The sequence below is a fragment of the Brevundimonas diminuta genome, assembly GCF_039673845.1.
Classification (GTDB): Bacteria; Pseudomonadota; Alphaproteobacteria; order Caulobacterales; family Caulobacteraceae; genus Brevundimonas; species Brevundimonas diminuta_E.
This window is the reverse complement of the sequence record NZ_JBDJMK010000003.1, coordinates 197,619-217,200: the sequence shown is the minus strand read 5'-3', so window position 1 is coordinate 217,200 and position 19,582 is coordinate 197,619. Positions and strand designations below refer to the sequence as shown.

Sequence of the window (19,582 nt, the reverse complement as noted above, 5' to 3'; positions counted from 1 at the left end):
CCGGCTCTGAAACGCGAAGGGGCGGGGTCTAGTCTCCTGCGCCGCCCAAGTCCAGTTCCGCCGCGCGCTGTTCGGCGGTGCGCGCCGCCCGCATCACCGCGCCCGAGGTCAGGCTGCGGGCCATCGGCATGGGCAGGCCGCCCGCGTTCAGCACCTCGGCCGTCCAGTGATTGCACAGATGCCCCACCCAGAAGGTCTCGCCGCTGGCGTAGAAGACGGCGTCGTCGCCGGGCCTGCGCGCCGCGACCACGGCCCGCCCGTCATCCGCCAGCTTCAGCGACGTCGCCACCCGCCGCCGCAGCCCGGCGAAGCCCTCGGGCGACAGGCGCAACGTCGCTCGCGTCTCGTTGGACAAAAGAGCCGGATCGACCAGATCCGGGTCCAGCATCAAGACCGACGGATTGCCGCCCGGCCTGAAGAAGGCCCGCGCCCCATCAGGCAAGCGCCCGCTGATCGGCCCCTGCTCGACATAGAAGACGGCGTCGCCCCAGCCGATCCGCACCCAGTCGCCCGGCGGCAGGGCGCGCACCGCCCGCGCCAGCGCATCGTCTCCAGCCGCCAGCGCCGCGCGCGGCGCGGCCAGATCCGTATGAAATCCGTTGTCGAGCAGATGGACGACGATCGCTCCCTGCCCTTCCTGCGGCGGAAACAGCGCCGGATCGCCGGGCCGCTGCGCCGTCCACAGCCCCGCCAGCAGGCCGACCAAGACCGCGAAGCTCCAGCGGACCCACACCGCCACGCGCCTAGTTGTTGCCGAAGGCGGCGGGCGCGTCGCGCGCGGGCGAAGACCCCTGCATCGTCGCCCATTCGCCGCGATAGCTGTAGTTCAGGGTGACGCAGTGGCGGAACTGGCCGTCGGCCCAGCGCCCCACGGTCTCGATCGTCAGCGGATGGCCCGCGCGCACCCGCCCGACGACGATGAAGGCCTCGTCCGAACCGGGGCACAGGGCGCGCGACAGGGCGCGGCCGTCGCCGTCGGTCATGATGCTGTAGACGCCCCCGTCCGCCGCCCCCTGCGGCAGGACGCGCCGCACCTGATCGGGTCCGCCGCGCTCGAACCGGGCCGACCCGCGCGAGGTCGAGGAGAACAGATTCTTCACCGAGGTGGCGCCGAACAGGCCGCGCTCAACCTGCAACGTCACGCCGCGCGTCAGCGCCTGCGTCGCCCGATCGCTGGCGTCGAAAGACAGGAAGCGCGTGTCGGCCATGGCGGGCGACGCCGCCGTTGCAGCGACGGAAAGCAGGAGCAGAGACAGTCCAGGACGTGACATTGGCGGCTCATTCTTCGGCGCCCCCCGACGCGTCGCGTGAACCCTAAAGCCAACCGCGCGCCAGATGAAGTCTGAAGGACGCCTCATAATCCCGCATCCACGCCCGTCTGGCGGCGCCGGCCCCGATCCGGCATGATACGCCTGCCAAGATTCCGGGCGCACGAGCGGACCCATCCATCCCGCGCCCGCCCCTCCCTTCATGACCCGAGCGCCGTGTTCAAAGACCCCTTCGACATCGACAACTACGCCCAGGACCCGGACCATTATCTCGCCGTGCCTTTCGTCCCGACCGAGGAGGACACGGTGGCGGCCATGCTGGCGCTGGCGGGGGTTGGACCGAAGGACCGGCTCTATGATCTGGGCTGCGGCGACGGCCGCATCGTCATCGCCGCCGCGCGCGACCGCGACGCCCACGGCGTCGGCGTCGATATCGACCCCACGCGCATCGCCGACGCCATGGAATACGCCGGATGGGCCGGGGTCGAGCACATGGTCGACTTCATCGAAGAAGACCTGTTCAGCGTCGATGTGCGCGAAGCGACCGTGGTGAGCCTCTATCTGCTGCAATCGATCAATGTCGAACTGCGCCCTCGCCTGCTCAGCCAGTTGAAGCCCGGCGCCCGCATCGTCTCCCACGCCTTCGACATGGGCGACTGGCCCGCCGACGAGCGGATCAAGGTCGCCGACGGCCATATCTACAAATGGACGGTCCCCGCCCCGGTCGCCGGGCGCTGGGACTGGATGCGTGCAGACGGGACGCCCTGTCGGCTGGAGTTGGAACAGGCCTATCAGAAGGTCACGGGTCGGGCATGGCTGGGCGAGATCGAGGTCGACCTCGTCGCGGCCGAACTGACCGGCGAACGGCTGGAGATCGAGCTTCAGGCCGACGAGGCGGCGCCGGTCCAGCGCTTCAACCTGACCTTCGCGGACGGCGCGCTGAAATCCGCCGTCGAGGGCTGACCCTCTCCCACCCGCTCATCCCGGCGGACGCCGGGATCCAGTGAGAACTTCACGCTCGCCCCTTCCCAAAGCCTGGGGTCCTGCGCGCGCTTGCGGCCAAAGAACTGGGTCCCGGCGTCCGCCGGGATGAGCGGGATTAGAAGTCAGTGCGCCCCTTCCAAACACAAAGGGCGCGGCTTCTTTCGAAACCGCGCCCTTCTGCATTTCAGGCCGTGAGGCTCAAACGCCCTAGTCCAGGGTGCGCTTGATCTCTTCGACGGTGAAGCACTCGATGTAGTCGCCTTCCTTGATGTCCTGGAAGCCGGCGAACTGCATGCCGCATTCCTGACCCGAAGGCACTTCGTTGACCTCGTCCTTGAAGCGCTTGAGCGTGTTGAGCACGCCCAGTTCCAGCACCACCACGTCGTCGCGGATGATGCGGACGCGCGCGCCCTTACGGACCACGCCCTCGGTGACGCGGCAGCCCGCGACCCGGCCGACCTTGGTGATGTCGAAGGTCTGCAGCACCTTGGCGTTGCCCAGGAAGGTTTCGCGCTGGAGCGGCGCCAGCATGCCCGAGAGCACGCCCTTGATGTCGTCCAGAAGGTCGTAAATGATCGAGTAGTAGCGGATCTCGACGCCTTCACGCTCGGCCAGATCGCGCGCCTGCTTCGACGCACGGACGTTGAAGCCCAGGATCGGCGCCCCGGCCGACTTGGCCAGGTTGACGTCGCTCTCGGTGATGCCGCCGGCGCCCGAATAGACGGTGCGGGCGCGGACCTCGTCGTTGCCCATCTTGTCCAGCGAACCGACGATCGCCTCGGCCGTGCCCTGAACATCGGCCTTGATGAGGACCGGCAGTTCATTGGCCTTCTTGGACTGCAGCTTCGACATCATGTCGACCAGCGACAGCGAGCCGCCCGAGACCTGGGTCTTCTCACGCTTCACGCGCTGACGGTATTCCGTCAGTTCGCGGGCGCGGGCCTCGGATTCCACCACGGCGAAGACGTCGCCCGGCGACGGCGCCTCGTCCAGGCCGAGGATCTCGACCGGAACAGAAGGACCGGCTTCCGTCAGCTGTGCGTTGCGTTCATCCAGCAGGGCGCGCGCCTTGCCCCAGGCCGAACCGGCCACGACGATGTCGCCGCGCTTCAGCGTGCCGCGCTTGATCAGGACGGTTGCGACCGGGCCGCGGCCCTTGTCCAGCTTGGCCTCGATGACCACGCCTTCGGCCGAACGATCCGGATTGGCCCGCAGGTCCATGACCTCGGCCTGCAGCAGGATGGCGTCGGTCAGGCCGTTCAGGTTCAGCTTTTCCTTGGCCGACAGTTCGATGATCTGCGTGTCGCCGCCAAGACTCTCGGCGATGACTTCATACTGAAGCAGCTCATTGACGACCTTCTGCGGATTGGCGTCCGGCTTGTCGATCTTGTTGACCGCCACGATGATCGGCGCGCCCGCCGCCTTGGCGTGCTGGATGGCCTCGACCGTCTGCGGCATGACGCCGTCGTCGGCGGCGACCACCAGGACGACGATATCGGTGACGTTGGCGCCGCGCGCCCGCATCGCCGAGAAGGCCGCGTGGCCCGGCGTGTCCAGGAAGGTGATGCGCTGATCATCGGCCAGGCGAACCTGATAGGCGCCGATGTGCTGGGTGATGCCGCCTGCTTCGCCCGCCGCCACATCCGTGGTGCGCAGGGCGTCCAGCAGGCTGGTCTTGCCGTGGTCGACGTGGCCCATGATGGCCACGACCGGGGCGCGCAGCTCGGTCGCGTCGCTGTCGTCGGCTTCGGTGATGAAGCCGTCTTCAACGTCGGATTCCGACACGCGCTTGACGGCCATGCCGTATTCCTCGGCCACCAGTTCGGCGGTGTCGGAATCGATCACGTCGTTGATCTTCATCATCAGGCCCTGACGCATCAGGAATTTGATGATGTCGACCCCGCGCACGGCCATACGGTTGGCCAGTTCGCCCACGGTGATGACGTCAGGAATGACGACTTCGCGCGGACGGTTGGGGGCGTCGGTCGAGCCGCCGCGGCGCTTTTCCTTCTCGCGTTCACGAGCACGGCGCACCGAGGCCAGCGAGCGCATACGCTCGACGGCGTCCTCATCGCCTCCCGCCACCGAATGGATGGTCAGGCGGCCTTCGCGGCGCTTGGGCTCGCCGCGCGTGCGGCTGACGGCCTTGCCGGGCGCATTGTCGCCGAAGCGCTTCTCGCGGTCATCCTCACGACCGGCCGGACGGGCGAAGCCGCCGCCGGCGCGGCTGGGGCGAGCCACTTCCGGCTGGGCCGGAGGCTGGTTCGGGGCCGGACGGCCGCCCGGACGCGCAGCAGCGGCGCCGGTGCGGTTGGCGCCGGGCGCCGGGCGCGGGTTCAGCGCCGAATAGCGAACGGTCTGAGCCGGACGGGCGGGACGCTCCTCACGCGGCGCGGCCTGATCGGCTTCGCGGGCCTGCGGGCGGTCATTGCCGCCGCTCAGAGCCTGTTCGCGGGCCGAGCGGCCGCCGAAGGCCGGACGCTCCAGCGGGGCGCGGCCCTGCGGAATCTTGGGCGCGCGCTGGCCGAAGTTGACGGCCGGACGCTTGGGCGCAGCCGGGGCGGCGGGCGCCGCAGGCTTGGCCGGTTCCGGTTTGGCTTCAACCTTGGGCGCTTCGACCTTCGGAGCCTCGACCTTGGCGGCGGGCTTGGCCGGAGCCGGCGCAGGCGCGGCGGCGCTCAGCTTGGCGGCCTCGACGCGGGCGGCGTCAGCGGCGGCCTTGGCGGCGGCGGCGTCCGCAGCAGCCTTGGCGGCGGCGGCTTCGGCGGCGGCGGCCTGCTGGCGTTCGGCAGCCTCGGCGGCGGCCTTGGCGGCTACAGCCTGGCGTTCCTTTTCGGCGGCCTGTTGCGTCGCCAGGGCGATGGCGCGGCGGCGGGCCTCCTGTTCCTCGGGCGACAGGGCGCCTCCGGCCGGTTGGCGCGGCGCGGACGAGCGCGGCGCGCCGCCCTCGGAACGCGGACGGGCGACATCGAAGCCCTGCGGCCGCTGATGGCCGGGCGCGCCTGAACGGCGCTTGGTCTCGACGACGACGGTCTTGGAACGGCCGTGGCTGAAGCTCTGTTTCACCGTGCCGGTCGAGACCGAACCCGCGGCACGCGGCTTCAGGCTCAACGGGGCGCGCGGCCCCGTTTGCGAAGGCGTGTTGGCAGGAGTCTTGCCGTCGTTGGAATTGTTGTTTTCGTCGCTCATCCGGTCGCTTTACTCAGGGCGGAGAATTCCGCCTTCGTCTCTTCTTGTGCACCCATAGCAGAATGCGGCCCCGCCTCCGTCATGCCGGAAACAGGCCCGCAGCCGCTGAAACCCTAAGGCTCTCCTTCCGGAGCCGCGCTCCGGCCGTCCTCTGCGCCGTTTTCGGGCCCCGCCCGGTTCCAGCTCTGGGGACAGAGAGGTCGAAATCCCGCCAGCCGCTGAACCTCCATGGTCCAGCGATCGGCCCGCCCGCCTTGCAGCAGGACGGCGTGTATCGCATTTTCCAGCCCAAGGGCCAAACTCAAATCGTCCGCGCTGAAAGCCCCGCAGATTTCGGGGGCGGGCGAGGCGTGTCTGGAGAGGGCCAGAAGCTTGCCGCGCCCATCGGCCGAGCCGTCGGCGGCTTCGATCAGCCATGCGGCGCGGCCGCTGCGGATCGCCGCAGCGCATTTCTCGAACCCAGAGATAAGCACACCTTCGCGCCGGGCAAGCCCCAGTTGGTCCAGACAGCGCCGGGCCAGCAGGCTTTCGACCAGATCGGGCAGGTCCGCAGCCGGTTTCAGCGGCGCCTTGGCCGCCCGCGCGAACAGGTTCTTCTTGATCGCCGCCTCCAGCGAGGCGCGGTCGGCCGCGACCCACAGGCCGCGCCCCGGAAGCTTGCGCCCCAGATCGGGCGCCACCGCCCCGTCCGGGGCCGCCACAAAACGGATCAGGCGAGATTCATCGAGGGCCTGGCGCGACGCCAGGTCCTGACGATCCCTATCGATCAACGTCTCGGACGACCTCATGGACGGCTGCGGCTCCCATCACATGTCGCGGGACTGATCGTCGAGGTCGTCGGAGGCGACCTCTGCATCAGCGTCGACGTCAGCGTCAGCCGCGACGGCGTCTTCATCGCCCTCGGCTTCGGCCTCTTCCTCGAAGGTTTCTTCCTCGACGTATTCCGGCTGAGGCAGTTCCGAGGCGTCGATCCAGCCGGCGGCCACGCGCGCCTGCAGGATCAGCATTTCGGCGTCTTCCTGGCTCAGGTTGAAGCTTTCCAGAACGCCCGGAACCTTCACGCGCTCGCCGCCGCGGACTTCATAGCCGCCGCGGATTTCATCGGTGGCCAGATCGGCCAGATCCTCGACCGTCTTCACCCCGCCTTCGCCCAGGGCGACGGCGATGGCGGCGGTCACGCCCGGCACTTCAAGCACGCCGTCCTCGACGCCCAGAGCCACGCGCTTGGCGTCCAGTTCGGCGGCCTGACGGTCCAGATGTTCGCGGGCGCGGGTCTGCAGTTCCTCGGCGGTGTCTTCGTCGAAGCCCTCGATCTCCGAGATTTCATAAGGCTCGACGAAGGCCAGGTCCTCGACCGTGGCGAAGCCTTCGGTGACCAGCAGCTGGGCGATCGTCTCGTCCACGTCCAGGGCTTCCTGGAACAGGGCGGTGCGCTCGGTGAACTCACGCTGGCGACGCTCGGAATCCTGCGACTCGGTGATGATGTCGATCTGCCAGCCGGTCAGCTGCGAGGCCAGACGCACGTTCTGGCCGCGACGGCCGATGGCCAGCGACAGCTGCTCGTCCGGCACCACGACTTCGACGCGGTCGGCTTCCTCGTCCAGCACCACCTTGGCCACTTCGGCCGGGGCCAGGGCGTTGACGATGAAGGTCGGCTCGTCGTCGACCCACGGAATGATGTCGATCTTCTCGCCCTGAAGTTCGGCGACCACCGCCTGCACGCGCGAACCGCGCATGCCGACGCAGGCGCCGACAGGGTCAATCGAGCTGTCGTTCGACAGCACGGCCATCTTGGCGCGCGAACCGGCGTCGCGGGCGGCGGCGCGGATCTCGATCACGCCATCATAGACTTCCGGCACTTCCTGGGCGAACAGCTTGGCCATGAAGCCGGGGTGGGCGCGCGACAGCATGACCTGCGGGCCCTTGGCCTCCGGGCGCACGTCATAGATGTAGGTGCGGACGCGGTCGCCGATGTTGAACACTTCACGCGGGATCGACTGGTCGCGGCGCATGATGCCTTCGCCACGGCCCAGATCGACGATGGTGTTGCCGTATTCGACGCGCTTGACCGTGCCGTTGACGATTTCGCCGACGCGATCCTTGAACTCTTCGTACTGGTTGGCGCGCTCGGCCTCGCGGACCTTTCCGGTCACGACCTGACGGGCCATCTGCGTCTGGACGCGGCCGAACTCGAACGGCGGCAGGATCTCGACGTATTCCTTGCCGACCTCGGCCTCGGCGTCGCGCTTCAGCGCGTCGCGCAGGCGCACCATGGCGCTGTCGTTGAACTCTTCCAGCTCGTCTTCCGGCTGCCAGTCGTCAGCGACGATGGTGACGTGACGCGTCAGGCTCAGCTCGCCGGTCTTGTGGTCGATCTTGGCGCGGATGTCGTGGTGCGCGCCGTAACGCGACTTGGCGCCCTTCTGGATCGCCTCCTCGATCGCGTCGATGACGATTTCCCGGTCGATGCTTTTCTCGCGCGCGACGGCGTCGGCGATGGAGAGCAGTTCCAGGCGGTTGGCGGAGATTCCGGTCACGGCCATCAGGCGTCGTCCTTAGTGGAGTCGGAGTTGGATTGTTCTGTATCCGGCGCGCCCCCAGACGTATCTTGGGGCAGGCCGTCGTCTTCAGGTTCGCCGCGCGCCGCGCGCAGGGCCGCGCCGCGCTTCAGCAGTTCGTCGGTCAGCACCAGCTTGGCGTCGGCCAGCCAGGCGAAGGGGATCAGGGCCGTCTCTTCCTCGCCGTCCAGGTCGATGGCGACGTTCTCGCCCTCGGTCCCGGCGACAATGCCCTTGAAGCGCTTGCGCCCCTCGACCATGCGGTCGGTTTCGAGGCGGGCTTCCAGCCCTTCAAACAGGTCGAAGTCGATCAGGCGCGTCAGCGGCCGGTCGATGCCGGGCGAGGAGACTTCCAGCAGATATTCGCCCGCGATCGGGTCGGCGGCGTCCAGCACCTCGGACACGGCGCGCGACAGGCGGGCGCATTCCTCGACCGAGATGTCGTGATCGAGATTGCGCTCGGCCATGATCTGCAGACGACGACGCAGGGTGCCGCCCATCAGGCGCACGCGCACGACCGCCAGCCCCAGGCTCTCGGCCACGGGGTCGATCAGCTCCAGCAGAGCACGGTCTTCGGCGGTCTTGGCCCGCAAGCGGATACTCCAGAAAACAAAAGCGACGGACCGTCCGGGCCGCCGCTTGATACGACGCCGTTGGACGCCGGTCTAACGATGTGAGCGGTCATATAGGCCAAAGCGGGAGCCGTGTCAGCCCCCTGTCGACGTCCTCGCCGTTCGCGGCCTCGACAGCCAGCGATAAAGCGCCCCGGCGGCGAATCCGGACATGACAATACAGAGCGGCGCGCTCCAGCCGCCCATGCCCAGCGCGTCCTTGCCGTTTCCGACAACCTTCCACGGCGAGAAAAAGCCCACCGCCTCAAGTCCCAGCCCCGCCGCCCCCAGCGACGCCGCCACATAGGTCGAAGCCGCCACAGCGCCCGCCACGCTCCACAGGACCACGGACGCCTTCGAAAGGAAACGCTCGGCCAGAATGCAGCCTATGCTCCCGAACAGCAGCGACGGAAGAAGGCCGTAGAACAGCACGAACATCCACACGACCGGCGACAGCATCGCCAGCGTGTCAGGAGCGCCCATCAGGCGGCCCGCCAGACCGTAGAAAATCGCCGACATAACCGGCGCGAGCACCACACAGAGCAGAAGCTGGGGCCAGTGAGGATCAGCCGTTCCGGACACTGATCGCCGCTCGCCCATCGCCTTAACTCCGCACGAACTCGAGGAAGATCGGATCGGTGTCGCCCAGCTTCTTTTCCTCATAGCGGGTGACGACATGGTCTTCGGGCGCAGCGAACCAGTCGGCGCCTGTCTCCCGGCGCGTCAGGCCCGGCGTGCGCGCCAGACGCTCCAGCGCCCAGTCGGCATAGTCCAGCCAGTCGGTGACGAAGCGCACCCTGCCGCCCGGCTTCAGCAGGCGGGCGATCTCGACCGCCGTCTCGTCCTGCAGGAAGCGGCGCTTGTTGTGGCGCGCCTTGTGCCAGGGGTCGGGGAACAGGATCATCACCCGGTCCAGCGAGGCGTCCGGCAGGGCCGCCATCACCGCGCGGGCGTCGTCGGCGTGCAGGCGCACATTCTCTAGCTCGCCCTCCTCGACGTGGCGCAGGGCCGAGGCGACGCCGTTCAGAAAGGGCTCGCAGCCGATCATCACCGCCTGCGGGTGACGCGCCGCCTGGGCCGCCAGATGCTCGCCGCCGCCGAAGCCGATTTCCAGCCACGCCGCGTTCGCGCCGGGCATCAGGGCCAGAGGGTCGATCGGCCCCCTGGCCGGGTCCGGCACGGCGATGCGCGGCATCAGGGTGTCGAACAGGGCCGCCTGCTTCGCCTTGATCGGCCGCGACTTGATGCGCCCGAAGGAGCGCAGCGGGCCATGCGCCCTGGCCCATTCGGGGCGCTCGGCGTCAGACGGTTTGGGATCGGTCTCGTCGGTCATGGCGCGCGCTCTAGCGGCTTAAGCCCGCACACGCAAAGGCCCATGCCTGCGGAAAGCCTCAGCCCCACGGCCCGCGCGGCGACACAGCGGGCGCGTCGTCGGTCGTCGGCACGCTGGTTCCCCGGATCGGCGCGCCCGATGACTCAGGCGAAGGCGCAGGCGCCGCGAAGGCCGCCGCCGGACGCCCGCGCCCGCCCATGCCCATCTTCGCCCCCAGCTCCATCAGGGCGCGCACGCGGTTGCCCGTGGCCGGGTGGGTCGAGAACAGATTGTCCGCCCCCTTCCCGTTCAGCGGATTGATGATGAACATATGGGCCGTCGCCGGATTGCGCTCGGCCGGAGCGTTCACCGCCCCGCGTGCATAGGCCTCGATCTTCTGCAGGGCCGAGGCCAGGGCCTGCGGATCGTTGGCGATCTCGGCCCCGACGCGGTCGGCCTCATATTCGCGGGCGCGGCTGATGGCCATCTGCACCAGACCCGCCGCCATCGGCGCCAGCAGCATCAGGGCGATGGTCCCGATCATGCCGCCGGGCCGTTCGCGGTCGTTGCCGCCGAAGAACATGGCGAAATTGGCCAGCATGGCGATGGCCCCCGCCACCGTCGCCGTGACCGTCATGGTCAGGGTGTCGCGGTTCTTCACATGGGCCAGTTCATGCGCCATCACGCCGCGGATCTCTTCGCGCGTCAGCATGTCCAGCAGGCCCGTCGTCGCCGCCACCGCCGCGTTCTGGGGATTGCGCCCGGTGGCGAAGGCGTTCGGCTGATCGTTCGGGATGATGGTGATGTTGGGCAGGGGCAGGCCCGCGTCCTGCGCCATCTGCTTCACATCGGCGACATAGGCCCGCACCACGGCGTTGGGGTGGGTCTCGTCCACCGGCTGGGCGCGGTACATCTTCAGGACGATCTTGTCCGCGTTCCAATAGCTGAAGACATTCATGCCCGCCGCCACGACCAGGGCGATTCCCATGCCGGTCGCGCCGCCGATCAGATAGCCGATCCCCATGAACAGGGCGGTCATCACGGCCAGCAGGGCGAATGTCTTCAGGTGGTTCATGCGGCGCTTCGTCGAAGGGTTTCGGGCATCAGGGGTGGCTTGTTCAGCCTGAACGTCTATTTGAGCCGCAGTATCCCCGCTCTCAAGGCAGGCGACCTGTGACCGAACAGCCCACCCCCCCGATCCAATCCTCGCCCGAGGACGCCTTCAACGCCGACGTGCCCCACGCCACGCCGGAACGGCCGCTGGGCGACATCGCCCGCCGCGCCCTGCTGGAGGCCGCCGAACGCCGCGCCGCCGAGGAAACCGCCGCGCTCCCCCACGAAGTCGGCGGCCGCAAAGGCCCCGAACCCACCCGCTTCGGCGACTGGGAGAAAAAGGGCATCGCGGTAGATTTTTAAGGCGCTATCGCTCGCCGCGCCGCGGCTCGCTGCTTGAACTGAGTTAAGGCGCTACCGCTCGCCGCGCGGCGGCTCGCTGCTTGAGCGGATTAAGTTCGCCCTCCGCCCTTCCTCCCCATTTCATGGGGAGGGGGACCGCGTAGCGGTGGAGGGGTTTGCGACGCCGCAACCCGGCGCCCCTTTCGTTACGGCCCATATCCCCTCCACGCCGCCACTCCCTTCACATGAGCAGCAAAACGCCCCCGTTCCCTTGAGGGGAGAATAATGAACGCTCCGGCGATATCCGCATTAACCTTTGCGGCTGAAACAGGGAGCATGGCCATGAAGGCTCTATTCTACGCCGCCGCAGGCGCGGCGATCCTCATCGCCGGCGCCGCCGAGGCCCGCCAGGCGGACGCCCGCTACAACGCCGCCGCAGGCTATGCGCGCGGCCCCGTGGTCCAGAGCCGCGCCCAGACCTGGTACAGCGACACCGGCTGGCAGGGCGGCTACGGCCCGATCGAAAGCTACGGCTATGGTTACGGCTACGGCGGCGCAGGCGTGCGCCCGCCGGTCGTGGTCGCCCCGTCGCAGCCGCCGATCCAGCACGGCGGCCAGGCCTACTCAGGCGTCACCCGCTCGATGCCCTTCGGCTATCCGGTCGACGGCTACGGCCGTTATCCGTGGGCGCGCTACGGCTATGGCGGCTACGGCGGCCAATACAGCGGCGGCCAGTATGACGGCGGCCAGCAGCAGGGCTATTACCAGCAGAGCTATTATCAGGGCGGATACGCCGCTCCGGCCCAGCAGTATCGCGGCGAACCGATCTACGTCAGCCAGCCGCCGGTCTACGTCTCGCAGCCGCCCGTCTATGTCGAGACGCCGCCCATCTATGTGCAGCCCGCGCCGGTCTATGTCGAACCGGCCCGCGTCCACGTCGCCCCGCCGCCCGTCCATGTGGCCGCCGCGGACGTGCGCGTCGCCCCGGCTCAGGTCGATGTCGCCCGCCCCAACGTCCACGTCGAGCCGCCGCGCGTCGAGACGGCCCCGCCGGTCGTGAACTTCGAACAGGGCTATTACGCCGTGCCTCCGGCGGCGCCCCCCCCGCCTTCGCCCACCGAGCGGCCCTACCGCCAGGAACGCGGCGAACGCGGCTGATAGTGAAAAAGGGCGGCGTCCGCAGACGCCGCCCTTTCTTGTCTTGCAGTAACTGGAGGGGCTGCCCGTCCTCTCCCCCGCTCATCCCGGCGGACGCCGGGACCCAGTGCTTTGGCTTCAGGCGCTACCGTTCCGGAAGCACAGACCCGCTCGGCGGGATAACTGCGGAAACGAAAAGTCCGCGCCCGCCCTCAACACGCGGCCGCCTTCCTGTTTCACGTGAAGCACGATCCTTTTCAGGATCAGAGGCTTGCCCTCAGACCAGCGCAATCTCCTGCGTGATCGCCTGCGCCGCCGCGCGCGGATCGGCGACGGCGGTGATCGGACGGCCGATGACCAGATGGGTCGCCCCCGCCTCCAGCGCGCTGGCCGGGGTCGCCGCGCGCGCCTGATCGTCCATGGCCGCGCCCGCAGGCCGCACGCCCGGCGTCACGATCAGAAAGTCCTCATGCCCCGCCGCCGCCGCGATCTCACGCGCGCGCCCCGCCTCATGCGGGCTGGAGACGACGCCGTGAATTCCGGCCTCCAGCGCCTGACGCACCCGCTGCTCCACCAGTTCCGCCGCCGACAGGCTGTGATCGTCCGCCTTCAGATCATCGTCGGTCAGGCTGGTCAGGACCGTCACGCCCAGAATCTTCAGGTCCGATCCCGCCGCGCCGCGCGCCGCCGCCGCCATCACCTGCGGCCGGGCGTGGACGGTCAGCAGGTCGCAGCCTGCGTTCGCCAGCACCGCCGTCGCCTTCTCCACCGTCGCGCCGATGTCGTGCAGCTTCCAGTCCAGAAACACCTGGGCGCCCGACGCCTTCAGCTCGCGCGCCAGACCCATGCCGTCCGAGGCGAACAGCTGCAGCCCCACCTTATAGAAGCCCACCGCATCGCCGATCCGCTCGACCAGAGCCCGCGCCTCATCGGTCGTCGGCACGTCCAGGGCGCAGATCACGCGCGGGTCAAAAGGGCGATTGGGGCGGTCTGTAAAGCGATCGGGGGACATTTCCGGCTCTCGGCGGCTTGCAGGCGCGCGCGGATGCCCCGATAGGTGGGGCAAGGAGTCGCGGTCGCGCGGCGGGTTTTCAGGGCAAGGTGCAGCAATGAACGCGGTCGATCTGGGGGTCAACCTGTTCGTGGCGCTGTTCGCCCTGCTGGACCCCATCGGCAATGTGCCGATCTTCGCAGCGGCCACGGCGGGCGCCTCCCTGCGTCAGCGCATCACCGTCTCGGCCATGATCTGCGCCTTTGCGGCGGTCTTCCTCGGCTTCTTCTTCTTCACGGGCCTGGGCCTGCTGCAGTTCTTCGGCATTTCACTGGCCGCCTTCCGCATCGCGGGCGGCATCCTGCTGCTGCTGCTGGGTCTGGACATGGCGCGCGAGGACTTCCTCAAGATCTTCGCCGACGCCGACGCGGCGACCGACGCCCAGGACGTGCGCGGCTACGCCAAGCGCCGGTTCAAGCGCCTGATCGTGCCCTTCGCCATTCCCCTGATGATCGGGCCGGGCGCCATCTCGGCCATCATCATCCAGGCTGGCGAGGCGCAGAAACTGGGCTTCGCCGGCACCATCGCCTCCCTGGTCGCCATGGGGGCGGCCTGCGTCGTGACCTTCCTGTGCTTCTCGGCCACCGGCCCGATCAGCCGCATCCTGGGCGATGTCGGCATGGCCATTGTGGTGCGGGTGCTGGGCCTGATCCTGTGCGCCCTGGCGATCCAGTTCATCCTGATGGGTCTGGGCGAGGCCCTGCCGGGCATGTTCAGCGCGGGCGTCACCACCCCCTACCCTTCCGGCGGCCATTAGACCCCCGCAGCACAACACGGTTGAGCGTCCCCTCGATCTTCTTCAAAGCGTCGTCTTTCCCGCGATCGCCTGTCATCATCTCCGGGCAAGGAAGCCGCGCCTGAACGCCGGGAGCGCGCCCCATGGATGTCTTCTACTGCCTGGTCCACACGCCCGAGGCGATTACGCCTGAGCTGTGCGTCCTGCCGGGCGTCACGGAATGTGAGGCTGTTCGTGGTCTGAACGACGTGGCGCGTGAGTGGCCTCGCCTGGAACGCATTGACCTCTATCGCGGCAATCACGAAGTCCGCAGCTTCGCCCCTGCAGACCTGACGCCGAACAGGCAGGCCCGTCGACTGGCCGCCTGAGCTTTCGGCCCCACCGTGCAGTCGGGCTCACGCCCCGTTAGCGTGTTGTTGGAAACGCACCCCTTGGGCGTCAGCTTTCCACCTTATCAAAAGACGAAGCGGTCTCCGTGTCCGCCTGATTTACGTCCGACGTTGCGGACGAGAGTTCGCCCGTCAGGACGATCTCAGCGACAGTCTTCTTCTTTTTCTTGCCGCGGCCGCCAGCCTTGCCGTCGCCCTTGCGCGCAGCTTTCTCCGCCTTCTTGGCGTCCTTGGCGGCTTTTTTCGCGGCCTTGATCTCGGCGCGGGCCTGTTCGGGGGCGGCGTCAGCGGCGTCCGACAGGCTGCACAACAGGTCCAGGAAACTGTCGCGCTTGGACTTGGGCAGCAGGCCCATGATGCGCTTGTCGGCGGCCTCGACGCGCGGGCGGGCGGCCAGCAGGGCGGCCTCGCCTTCGGGCGACAGGCGCACGGCCTTGGCGCGTGCGTCCAGCGTCGAGCGTTCGCGCTCCAGCAGGCCCTTGGTCGTCATCCGCGCCACCAGATCGGCCAGGGTCGAGCGGTCGATGCCGGTCGCCTTGACCAGATCGGTCTGCGTCAGGCCCGAGCGGGCGGCCACGGCCTCCAGCACGGCGAACTGGCGCTGGGTCAGGCCGTCCGGCCCGGCTTCCTCGGCGTAGATGTCCAGCGCCAGCTGCAACGCGCGGTGCATCAGGTGGCTGGGCGATTCCGCCAGCCCGCCCTTGATCTTCGCCTGCTTGCCCGACTTGATCATCGTCTTCGTTCCCGAACCAGCCCGATACCGGCCGTGGCCGGATGATGCTGCAACAGCTAACAGCCCCTCTTAACGCTTTGACGACGTTAAAGCTGACGGTTTGAAGACATTTAAGTGGGCCTACCGCGCGTTCGCGCTACTTGAGGCCGTTGTTTAGCGGGCCTACCGGGCTTCGCCCTACTTGAGGCCCGGAACGGGTGAGACCTGCCGCGCGCTGGCGGCGCTTGAAACTCCCAGCCTCGTCATCCCGGAAGCCCGTCAGGGCTATCCGGGACAGCCAGGGCCGCGACGCTGGACCTGCCTTCTCTCCAAAGCCGCGGGCGGGGCGGTCCCGGCTCGTCGCTTCGCTGAGGCCGGGATGACCAGAGGAGAGCGCGGCGTCAGAGCCCCGTGTCGGGCGAGATGGGGCCGGGCTCTTCGTCCTTGATCATGTTCTTCATGATCAGCGGCACCTGCGACAGGCCGAAGACCGAGGCGGCGATCCACAGCACGCCGCGGAAGGCGGTCCAGACGCCGTTCGGATCGGGCGCGCCAAGGTTCAGGGCCGACCAGATGGCGGTGACGGCGGTCGGGCTGCGGAACACCTCATTGGCGATGGCGACGGCCAGGAAGTAGAGGCCGTAACGGAAGGTCAGCTTGCGCCAGGCCTCGTCCGTCACCTTGAGAGCTGAACCCAGCAGGGCCTTGAACGGAGACTTCTTCAACGGGATCGAGCCGAGCAGGACAGCCGCCAGCAGGCCGTTCTGCACCGTCAGTTTCAGCTTCACGAACAGGTCGTCGTCTGTGACGATGGTCAGGACGCCGAACACCAGGGCGAAGCCGCCGGTGATCAGGGGCATGGGCGCCAGGCGGCGCTCCAGCACGAAGCCCACGGCCAGAGCGATCATCGAGGCGATGACCAGAACCCAGGTCGCCTTGATCATGTCGCGGGTGATGAAATAGGCGGCCATGAAGGCGACCAGGGCGCCGAAATCGACGGCCTGACGGATCCACTGCGGACGTTTGGTTTTGGTCGCTTCACTCATAGGCAATCAGTCCTCAAGCCCGACCAGCGATCGGGAAAACGCGCGCGCGTCGAACGGTTGCAGGTCCTCGGCCCCCTCGCCGACGCCGATCAGCTTGATCGGAGCGTCCGAGGCCTGGGCCACCGGCACCAGAACGCCGCCGCGCGCGGTGCCGTCCAGCTTGGTCATCACCACGCCCGAGACATAGGCGGTGCGGCCGAAGATCTTTTCCTGCTCCAGCGCATTGCGGCCGACGGTGGCGTCCAGCACCAGCAGGGTTTCATGCGGGGCGTCGGGGTCGACCTTCTTCAGCACGCGCACGATCTTCAGCAGTTCGTCCATCAGGGTCGACTTGTTCTGCAGCCGCCCGGCCGTATCGATCAGCACGACGTCGAAGCCTTCTTCCTTCGCCTTGGTGAAGGCGTCGAAGGCCAGCCCTGCGGCGTCGGCGCCGTCGCGGCGGCTCTCGAAATGAGCGCCGGCGCGGTCGGCCCAGACCTTGAGCTGCTCACGGGCGGCGGCGCGGAAGGTGTCGCCGGCGACAATCATCACCTTGGCGCCCCTGCCCGTCAGGTCCGAGGCGATCTTGCCCAGCGTCGTGGTTTTGCCCGAGCCGTTGACGCCGACAAACAGGACCACATAGGGCTTGGGCCCGCTGAGAGGATCGAACGTCGCCTGACGCGGCGTCAGTTCGGCGGCGACGGCCTCCGCCAGCGCCTCCTTGACCTCGCGCTCGTCGGAGGTCTTGCCGAAGCGCAAGGCCCGGAAGCGCTCGACGATGCGGGCCGAGGCGGCCGGACCCAGATCGCTCTCGATCAGATGTTCCTCCAGCCGCTCCAGCGCCTCCTCCGAGAGGGGCTCCTTCACGAAGGTCGAGACGACCTGATCGGTCATCTGCTTGGAGGATCGGGACAGACCCGCGCTCAGCCGCTGAAACCAGCCTTTTTTGGGCGTATCGCTCATGCGCAGAGCCTTAGCCGAGAGCGGTTCGCAGGTCACTATAAACCGCAATCCTTGGGCTTCACCGCGCAACCCTATATTGATCGCGCAGGCTGTAGGGTCTGTGCCCTATGGTTCTCACTGGGTCTCGGCGTCCGCCGGGATGAGCGGAAAGATTGATGGCGAAGACGCATCCCTTCCATGCCCCGAGCAGCCACGGCTTCGTGCGCGTCGCCGCGGCGACGCCTGTGGTTCATATCGCCGACCCGGCCGCCAATGCTGAAGAACACGAACGGCTGATCCGTCAGGCGGGCGCGCAGAGCGTAGACCTGCTGGTCTTCCCCGAACTGTCGCTGAGCGCCTACGCCATTGACGACCTGCATATGCAGGCGGCCCTGTTGGAAGAGGTCGAGCGCCAGATCGCCCGTCTGGCCGGGGTGGCGGACGAAGCGGGCGTCATTGCCGTCATCGGCGCGCCGATCCGCAACGGGGACGCCCTGTTCAACTGCGCCGTGGTGCTGGGCAGGGGCGAGGTTCTGGGCGTGGTCCCGAAGACCTACCTGCCTAACTACCGCGAATACTATGAGAAGCGCTGGTTCGCGCCCGCGGCCAGCCGCAGCGAGGACGCCGTCTTGCTGAACGGCACGAGCGTCGATTTCGTGCCCGGCCTGATCTTCGAGGCGACGAACCGGCCCGGCTTCGTCTTCGCGGTCGAAATCTGCGAGGACTTCTGGGCGCCGCAGCCGCCCTCGACGCGGGCGGCGCTCGCGGGCGCGCGCATCCTGTGCAACCTGTCGGCCTCCAACATCGTCATCGGCAAGGCGGACGAGCGCGCCCTGCTGTGCGCCAGCCAGTCGGCGCGCACCCTGTCGGCCTATGTCTTCGCCGCCTCGGGCTGGGGCGAGAGCACCACCGATCTGGCCTGGGACGGTCAGGCGACCATCCATGAACTGGGCGCCCGTCTGGCCGAGGGCGAGCGCTTCGCCCTGCACAGCCATCTGACCATCGCCGACGTGGACGTGGACCGTATCGGTCTGGACCGTCTGCGCAACGGCACCTTCGCCGACTGCGCCCGTCTGGAAGGCGAGGCCGCGACGGTGGTTCCGTTCGAGGCGGGGGAGGGGCCGACCGACGCCCTGATCCGTCCGCTGGACCGTTTCCCCTTCGTGCCGGACGACGCGGCGCGTCTGGATCAGGACTGCTTCGAGGCCTTCAATATTCAGGTCCAGGGCCTGATGCGCCGGATGACGGCGACGGAGTCGAAGACGCTGGTGATCGGCGTCTCGGGCGGGCTGGATTCGACCCAGGCCCTGCTGGTGGCCTGCCGCGCCTTCGATCGGTTGGAGCTGCCGCGCAGCGGCATCCTGGCCTTCACCATGCCGGGGTTCGCCACCTCCGACGGCACCAAGTCCAACGCCTGGGCGCTGATGACGGCGCTGGGGGTGACGGGGGCAGAGATCGACATTCGCCCCGCCGCCGAACAGATGCTGCGGGACATCGGCCATCCGTTCGCGGACGGCCAGCCGGTGCACGATATCACCTTCGAGAACGTCCAGGCGGGTCTGCGCACCGATTATCTGTTCCGTCTGGCCAATCAGAACAACGGCTTCGTGCTGGGCACCGGCGACCTGTCGGAACTGGCGCTCGGGTGGTGCACCTATGGCGTCGGCGACCACATGAGCCACTACAACGTCAACGGCGGGGTGGCGAAGACCCTGATCCAGCACCTGATCCGCTGGGTGGCCGAGCGCGGCCTGGTGGGGGAGGCGGCCGTTCCGACCCTGCACGCCATTCTGGCCACGGAGATTTCGCCGGAGCTGGTTCCTGCGGGCGCCGATGGGGCGATACAATCGACGCAGTCCATCGTCGGTCCTTATGCGCTGAACGACTTCTTCCTGTTCTACATCAGCCGTTTCGGCCTGAAGCCGTCGAAAGTCGCCTATCTGGCGCATCAGGCCTGGGGCGACGCCGCGCGCGGAGATTGGCCGTCCGGCCTGCCGCAGGGCGAACGCGTCGCCTATGACCTGCCGATCATCAAGGGCTGGCTGAGGAAGTTCCTGATCCGCTTCTTCCAGACCAGCCAGTTCAAACGCTCGGCCGTGCCGAACGGGCCGAAGGTGGTCACGGGCGGGTCGCTGTCGCCGCGCGGCGACTGGCGGGCGCCGTCGGATTCCTCGGCGCGGGTGTGGCTGGACGAATTGGACGCCAATACCCCTGAGGGTTGAAAGCGCCGATTCGGGGTTTACCCGCCCGCATGACGCGGGTTAGCGTTTCGA

Annotated in this window: 19 protein-coding genes; 6 read left to right on the top strand and 13 right to left on the bottom strand. The window is 68.1% G+C overall.

Annotated elements, in window-relative coordinates:
• Window positions 1–28: 28 nt before the first annotated feature.
• Entirely contained in the window at window positions 29–739 is a 711-nt protein-coding gene (locus ABE454_RS04555; protein ID WP_346529530.1) for a DUF2459 domain-containing protein, read from the bottom strand.
• Between the two features lie 4 nt (window positions 740–743).
• Window positions 744–1,271: a hypothetical protein gene (locus tag ABE454_RS04550; protein WP_346529528.1), complete on the bottom strand. Its 528-nt coding sequence runs from the start codon at window positions 1,269–1,271 to the stop codon at window positions 744–746.
• Window positions 1,272–1,484: 213 nt separating this feature from the next.
• On the opposite strand from ABE454_RS04550, the gene ABE454_RS04545 reads away from it, so the two are divergent.
• Complete coding sequence (locus ABE454_RS04545) at window positions 1,485–2,231, top strand: SAM-dependent methyltransferase (RefSeq protein WP_346529526.1); 747 nt, start codon at window positions 1,485–1,487, stop codon at window positions 2,229–2,231.
• A 228-nt stretch (window positions 2,232–2,459) separates the two neighbouring features.
• Here the strand turns inward: ABE454_RS04545 and infB are convergent, their stop codons facing one another.
• The 7 genes from infB to htpX all read right to left on the bottom strand — a co-directional run bounded on the left by infB (window position 2,460) and on the right by htpX (window position 10,997).
• The gene (gene infB / locus ABE454_RS04540) at window positions 2,460–5,441 is read right to left on the bottom strand and encodes a translation initiation factor IF-2 (RefSeq protein ID WP_346529525.1); all 2,982 of its coding nucleotides are present in this window, start codon (window positions 5,439–5,441) and stop codon (window positions 2,460–2,462) included.
• A gap of 113 nt (window positions 5,442–5,554) precedes the next feature.
• Window positions 5,555–6,229 (bottom strand): RNA-binding protein, encoded by a 675-nt coding sequence (locus tag ABE454_RS04535; protein ID WP_346529522.1) that lies wholly within the window; start codon window positions 6,227–6,229, stop codon window positions 5,555–5,557.
• A gap of 18 nt (window positions 6,230–6,247) precedes the next feature.
• Entirely contained in the window at window positions 6,248–7,984 is a 1,737-nt protein-coding gene (nusA, locus tag ABE454_RS04530; RefSeq protein ID WP_346529520.1) for a transcription termination factor NusA, read from the bottom strand.
• A complete protein-coding gene (gene rimP, locus ABE454_RS04525) occupies window positions 7,984–8,592 on the bottom strand; it encodes a ribosome maturation factor RimP (protein ID WP_346529518.1) in 609 nt (202 codons plus the stop codon). Before rimP ends, nusA begins: the two co-directional genes overlap by 1 nt.
• Window positions 8,593–8,706: 114 nt before the next feature.
• A complete protein-coding gene (locus ABE454_RS04520; protein WP_346529516.1) occupies window positions 8,707–9,129 on the bottom strand; it encodes a hypothetical protein in 423 nt (140 codons plus the stop codon).
• 85 nt (window positions 9,130–9,214) lie between these two features.
• Entirely contained in the window at window positions 9,215–9,943 is a 729-nt protein-coding gene (gene trmB, locus ABE454_RS04515; protein ID WP_346529514.1) for a tRNA (guanosine(46)-N7)-methyltransferase TrmB, read from the bottom strand.
• Between the two features lie 58 nt (window positions 9,944–10,001).
• Window positions 10,002–10,997 carry a zinc metalloprotease HtpX gene (gene htpX / locus ABE454_RS04510; protein ID WP_346529511.1) on the bottom strand — a complete coding sequence of 332 codons (996 nt, stop codon included), beginning with the start codon at window positions 10,995–10,997 and terminating at the stop codon, window positions 10,002–10,004.
• A 98-nt stretch (window positions 10,998–11,095) separates the two neighbouring features.
• Between htpX and ABE454_RS04505 the strand changes: the two genes are divergently transcribed.
• The gene (locus ABE454_RS04505) at window positions 11,096–11,338 is read left to right on the top strand and encodes a DUF1674 domain-containing protein (RefSeq protein ID WP_346529510.1); all 243 of its coding nucleotides are present in this window, start codon (window positions 11,096–11,098) and stop codon (window positions 11,336–11,338) included.
• Window positions 11,339–11,659: 321 nt separating this feature from the next.
• Window positions 11,660–12,475 (top strand): hypothetical protein, encoded by an 816-nt coding sequence (locus ABE454_RS04500; RefSeq protein WP_346529508.1) that lies wholly within the window; start codon window positions 11,660–11,662, stop codon window positions 12,473–12,475.
• Window positions 12,476–12,731: 256 nt separating this feature from the next.
• Here ABE454_RS04500 and pyrF read toward each other — a convergent pair whose 3' ends face one another.
• Window positions 12,732–13,466 (bottom strand): orotidine-5'-phosphate decarboxylase, encoded by a 735-nt coding sequence (gene pyrF, locus ABE454_RS04495; RefSeq protein WP_346529505.1) that lies wholly within the window; start codon window positions 13,464–13,466, stop codon window positions 12,732–12,734.
• A 97-nt stretch (window positions 13,467–13,563) separates the two neighbouring features.
• Between pyrF and ABE454_RS04490 the strand changes: the two genes are divergently transcribed.
• Both ABE454_RS04490 and ABE454_RS04485 read left to right on the top strand, forming a co-directional pair.
• Window positions 13,564–14,262 (top strand): MarC family protein, encoded by a 699-nt coding sequence (locus tag ABE454_RS04490; RefSeq protein WP_346529503.1) that lies wholly within the window; start codon window positions 13,564–13,566, stop codon window positions 14,260–14,262.
• Window positions 14,263–14,384: 122 nt separating this feature from the next.
• On the top strand, window positions 14,385–14,609 hold the full coding sequence (locus tag ABE454_RS04485; RefSeq protein ID WP_346529501.1) for an oxidoreductase: 225 nt from the start codon (window positions 14,385–14,387) through the stop codon (window positions 14,607–14,609).
• A gap of 70 nt (window positions 14,610–14,679) precedes the next feature.
• Here ABE454_RS04485 and ABE454_RS04480 read toward each other — a convergent pair whose 3' ends face one another.
• The 3 genes from ABE454_RS04480 to ftsY form a co-directional block, all read right to left on the bottom strand.
• Window positions 14,680–15,363 carry a MarR family winged helix-turn-helix transcriptional regulator gene (locus ABE454_RS04480; RefSeq protein ID WP_346529499.1) on the bottom strand — a complete coding sequence of 228 codons (684 nt, stop codon included), beginning with the start codon at window positions 15,361–15,363 and terminating at the stop codon, window positions 14,680–14,682.
• A gap of 380 nt (window positions 15,364–15,743) precedes the next feature.
• Window positions 15,744–16,388, bottom strand: coding sequence for an inner membrane-spanning protein YciB (locus ABE454_RS04475; protein ID WP_346529497.1), 645 nt, complete (start codon window positions 16,386–16,388; stop codon window positions 15,744–15,746).
• Between the two features lie 6 nt (window positions 16,389–16,394).
• Window positions 16,395–17,330, bottom strand: a complete 936-nt coding sequence (ftsY, locus tag ABE454_RS04470; protein ID WP_346529495.1) for a signal recognition particle-docking protein FtsY — start codon at window positions 17,328–17,330, stop codon at window positions 16,395–16,397.
• Window positions 17,331–17,485: 155 nt separating this feature from the next.
• Here ftsY and ABE454_RS04465 point away from each other — a divergent pair, with 155 nt between their 5' ends.
• Window positions 17,486–19,531 carry an NAD(+) synthase gene (locus ABE454_RS04465; protein ID WP_346529493.1) on the top strand — a complete coding sequence of 682 codons (2,046 nt, stop codon included), beginning with the start codon at window positions 17,486–17,488 and terminating at the stop codon, window positions 19,529–19,531.
• Window positions 19,532–19,582: the final 51 nt, after the last annotated feature.

What these genes read in the sequence shown, in the direction of transcription:
- ABE454_RS04550 (WP_346529528.1), bottom strand. Translation starts at nt 1,271, where the DNA reads ATGTCACGTCCTGGACTGTCTCTGCTCCTGCTTTCCGTCGCTGCAACG.
- infB (WP_346529525.1), bottom strand. Translation starts at nt 5,441, where the DNA reads ATGAGCGACGAAAACAACAATTCCAACGACGGCAAGACTCCTGCCAAC.
- ABE454_RS04535 (WP_346529522.1), bottom strand. Translation starts at nt 6,229, where the DNA reads ATGAGGTCGTCCGAGACGTTGATCGATAGGGATCGTCAGGACCTGGCG.
- nusA (WP_346529520.1), bottom strand. Translation starts at nt 7,984, where the DNA reads ATGGCCGTGACCGGAATCTCCGCCAACCGCCTGGAACTGCTCTCCATC.
- ABE454_RS04520 (WP_346529516.1), bottom strand. Translation starts at nt 9,129, where the DNA reads ATGTCGGCGATTTTCTACGGTCTGGCGGGCCGCCTGATGGGCGCTCCT.
- trmB (WP_346529514.1), bottom strand. Translation starts at nt 9,943, where the DNA reads ATGACCGACGAGACCGATCCCAAACCGTCTGACGCCGAGCGCCCCGAA.
- htpX (WP_346529511.1), bottom strand. Translation starts at nt 10,997, where the DNA reads ATGAACCACCTGAAGACATTCGCCCTGCTGGCCGTGATGACCGCCCTG.
- ABE454_RS04500 (WP_346529508.1), top strand. Translation starts at nt 11,660, where the DNA reads ATGAAGGCTCTATTCTACGCCGCCGCAGGCGCGGCGATCCTCATCGCC.
- pyrF (WP_346529505.1), bottom strand. Translation starts at nt 13,466, where the DNA reads ATGTCCCCCGATCGCTTTACAGACCGCCCCAATCGCCCTTTTGACCCG.
- ABE454_RS04490 (WP_346529503.1), top strand. Translation starts at nt 13,564, where the DNA reads ATGAACGCGGTCGATCTGGGGGTCAACCTGTTCGTGGCGCTGTTCGCC.
- ABE454_RS04485 (WP_346529501.1), top strand. Translation starts at nt 14,385, where the DNA reads ATGGATGTCTTCTACTGCCTGGTCCACACGCCCGAGGCGATTACGCCT.
- ABE454_RS04480 (WP_346529499.1), bottom strand. Translation starts at nt 15,363, where the DNA reads ATGATCAAGTCGGGCAAGCAGGCGAAGATCAAGGGCGGGCTGGCGGAA.
- ABE454_RS04475 (WP_346529497.1), bottom strand. Translation starts at nt 16,388, where the DNA reads ATGAGTGAAGCGACCAAAACCAAACGTCCGCAGTGGATCCGTCAGGCC.
- ftsY (WP_346529495.1), bottom strand. Translation starts at nt 17,330, where the DNA reads ATGAGCGATACGCCCAAAAAAGGCTGGTTTCAGCGGCTGAGCGCGGGT.
- ABE454_RS04465 (WP_346529493.1), top strand. Translation starts at nt 17,486, where the DNA reads ATGGCGAAGACGCATCCCTTCCATGCCCCGAGCAGCCACGGCTTCGTG.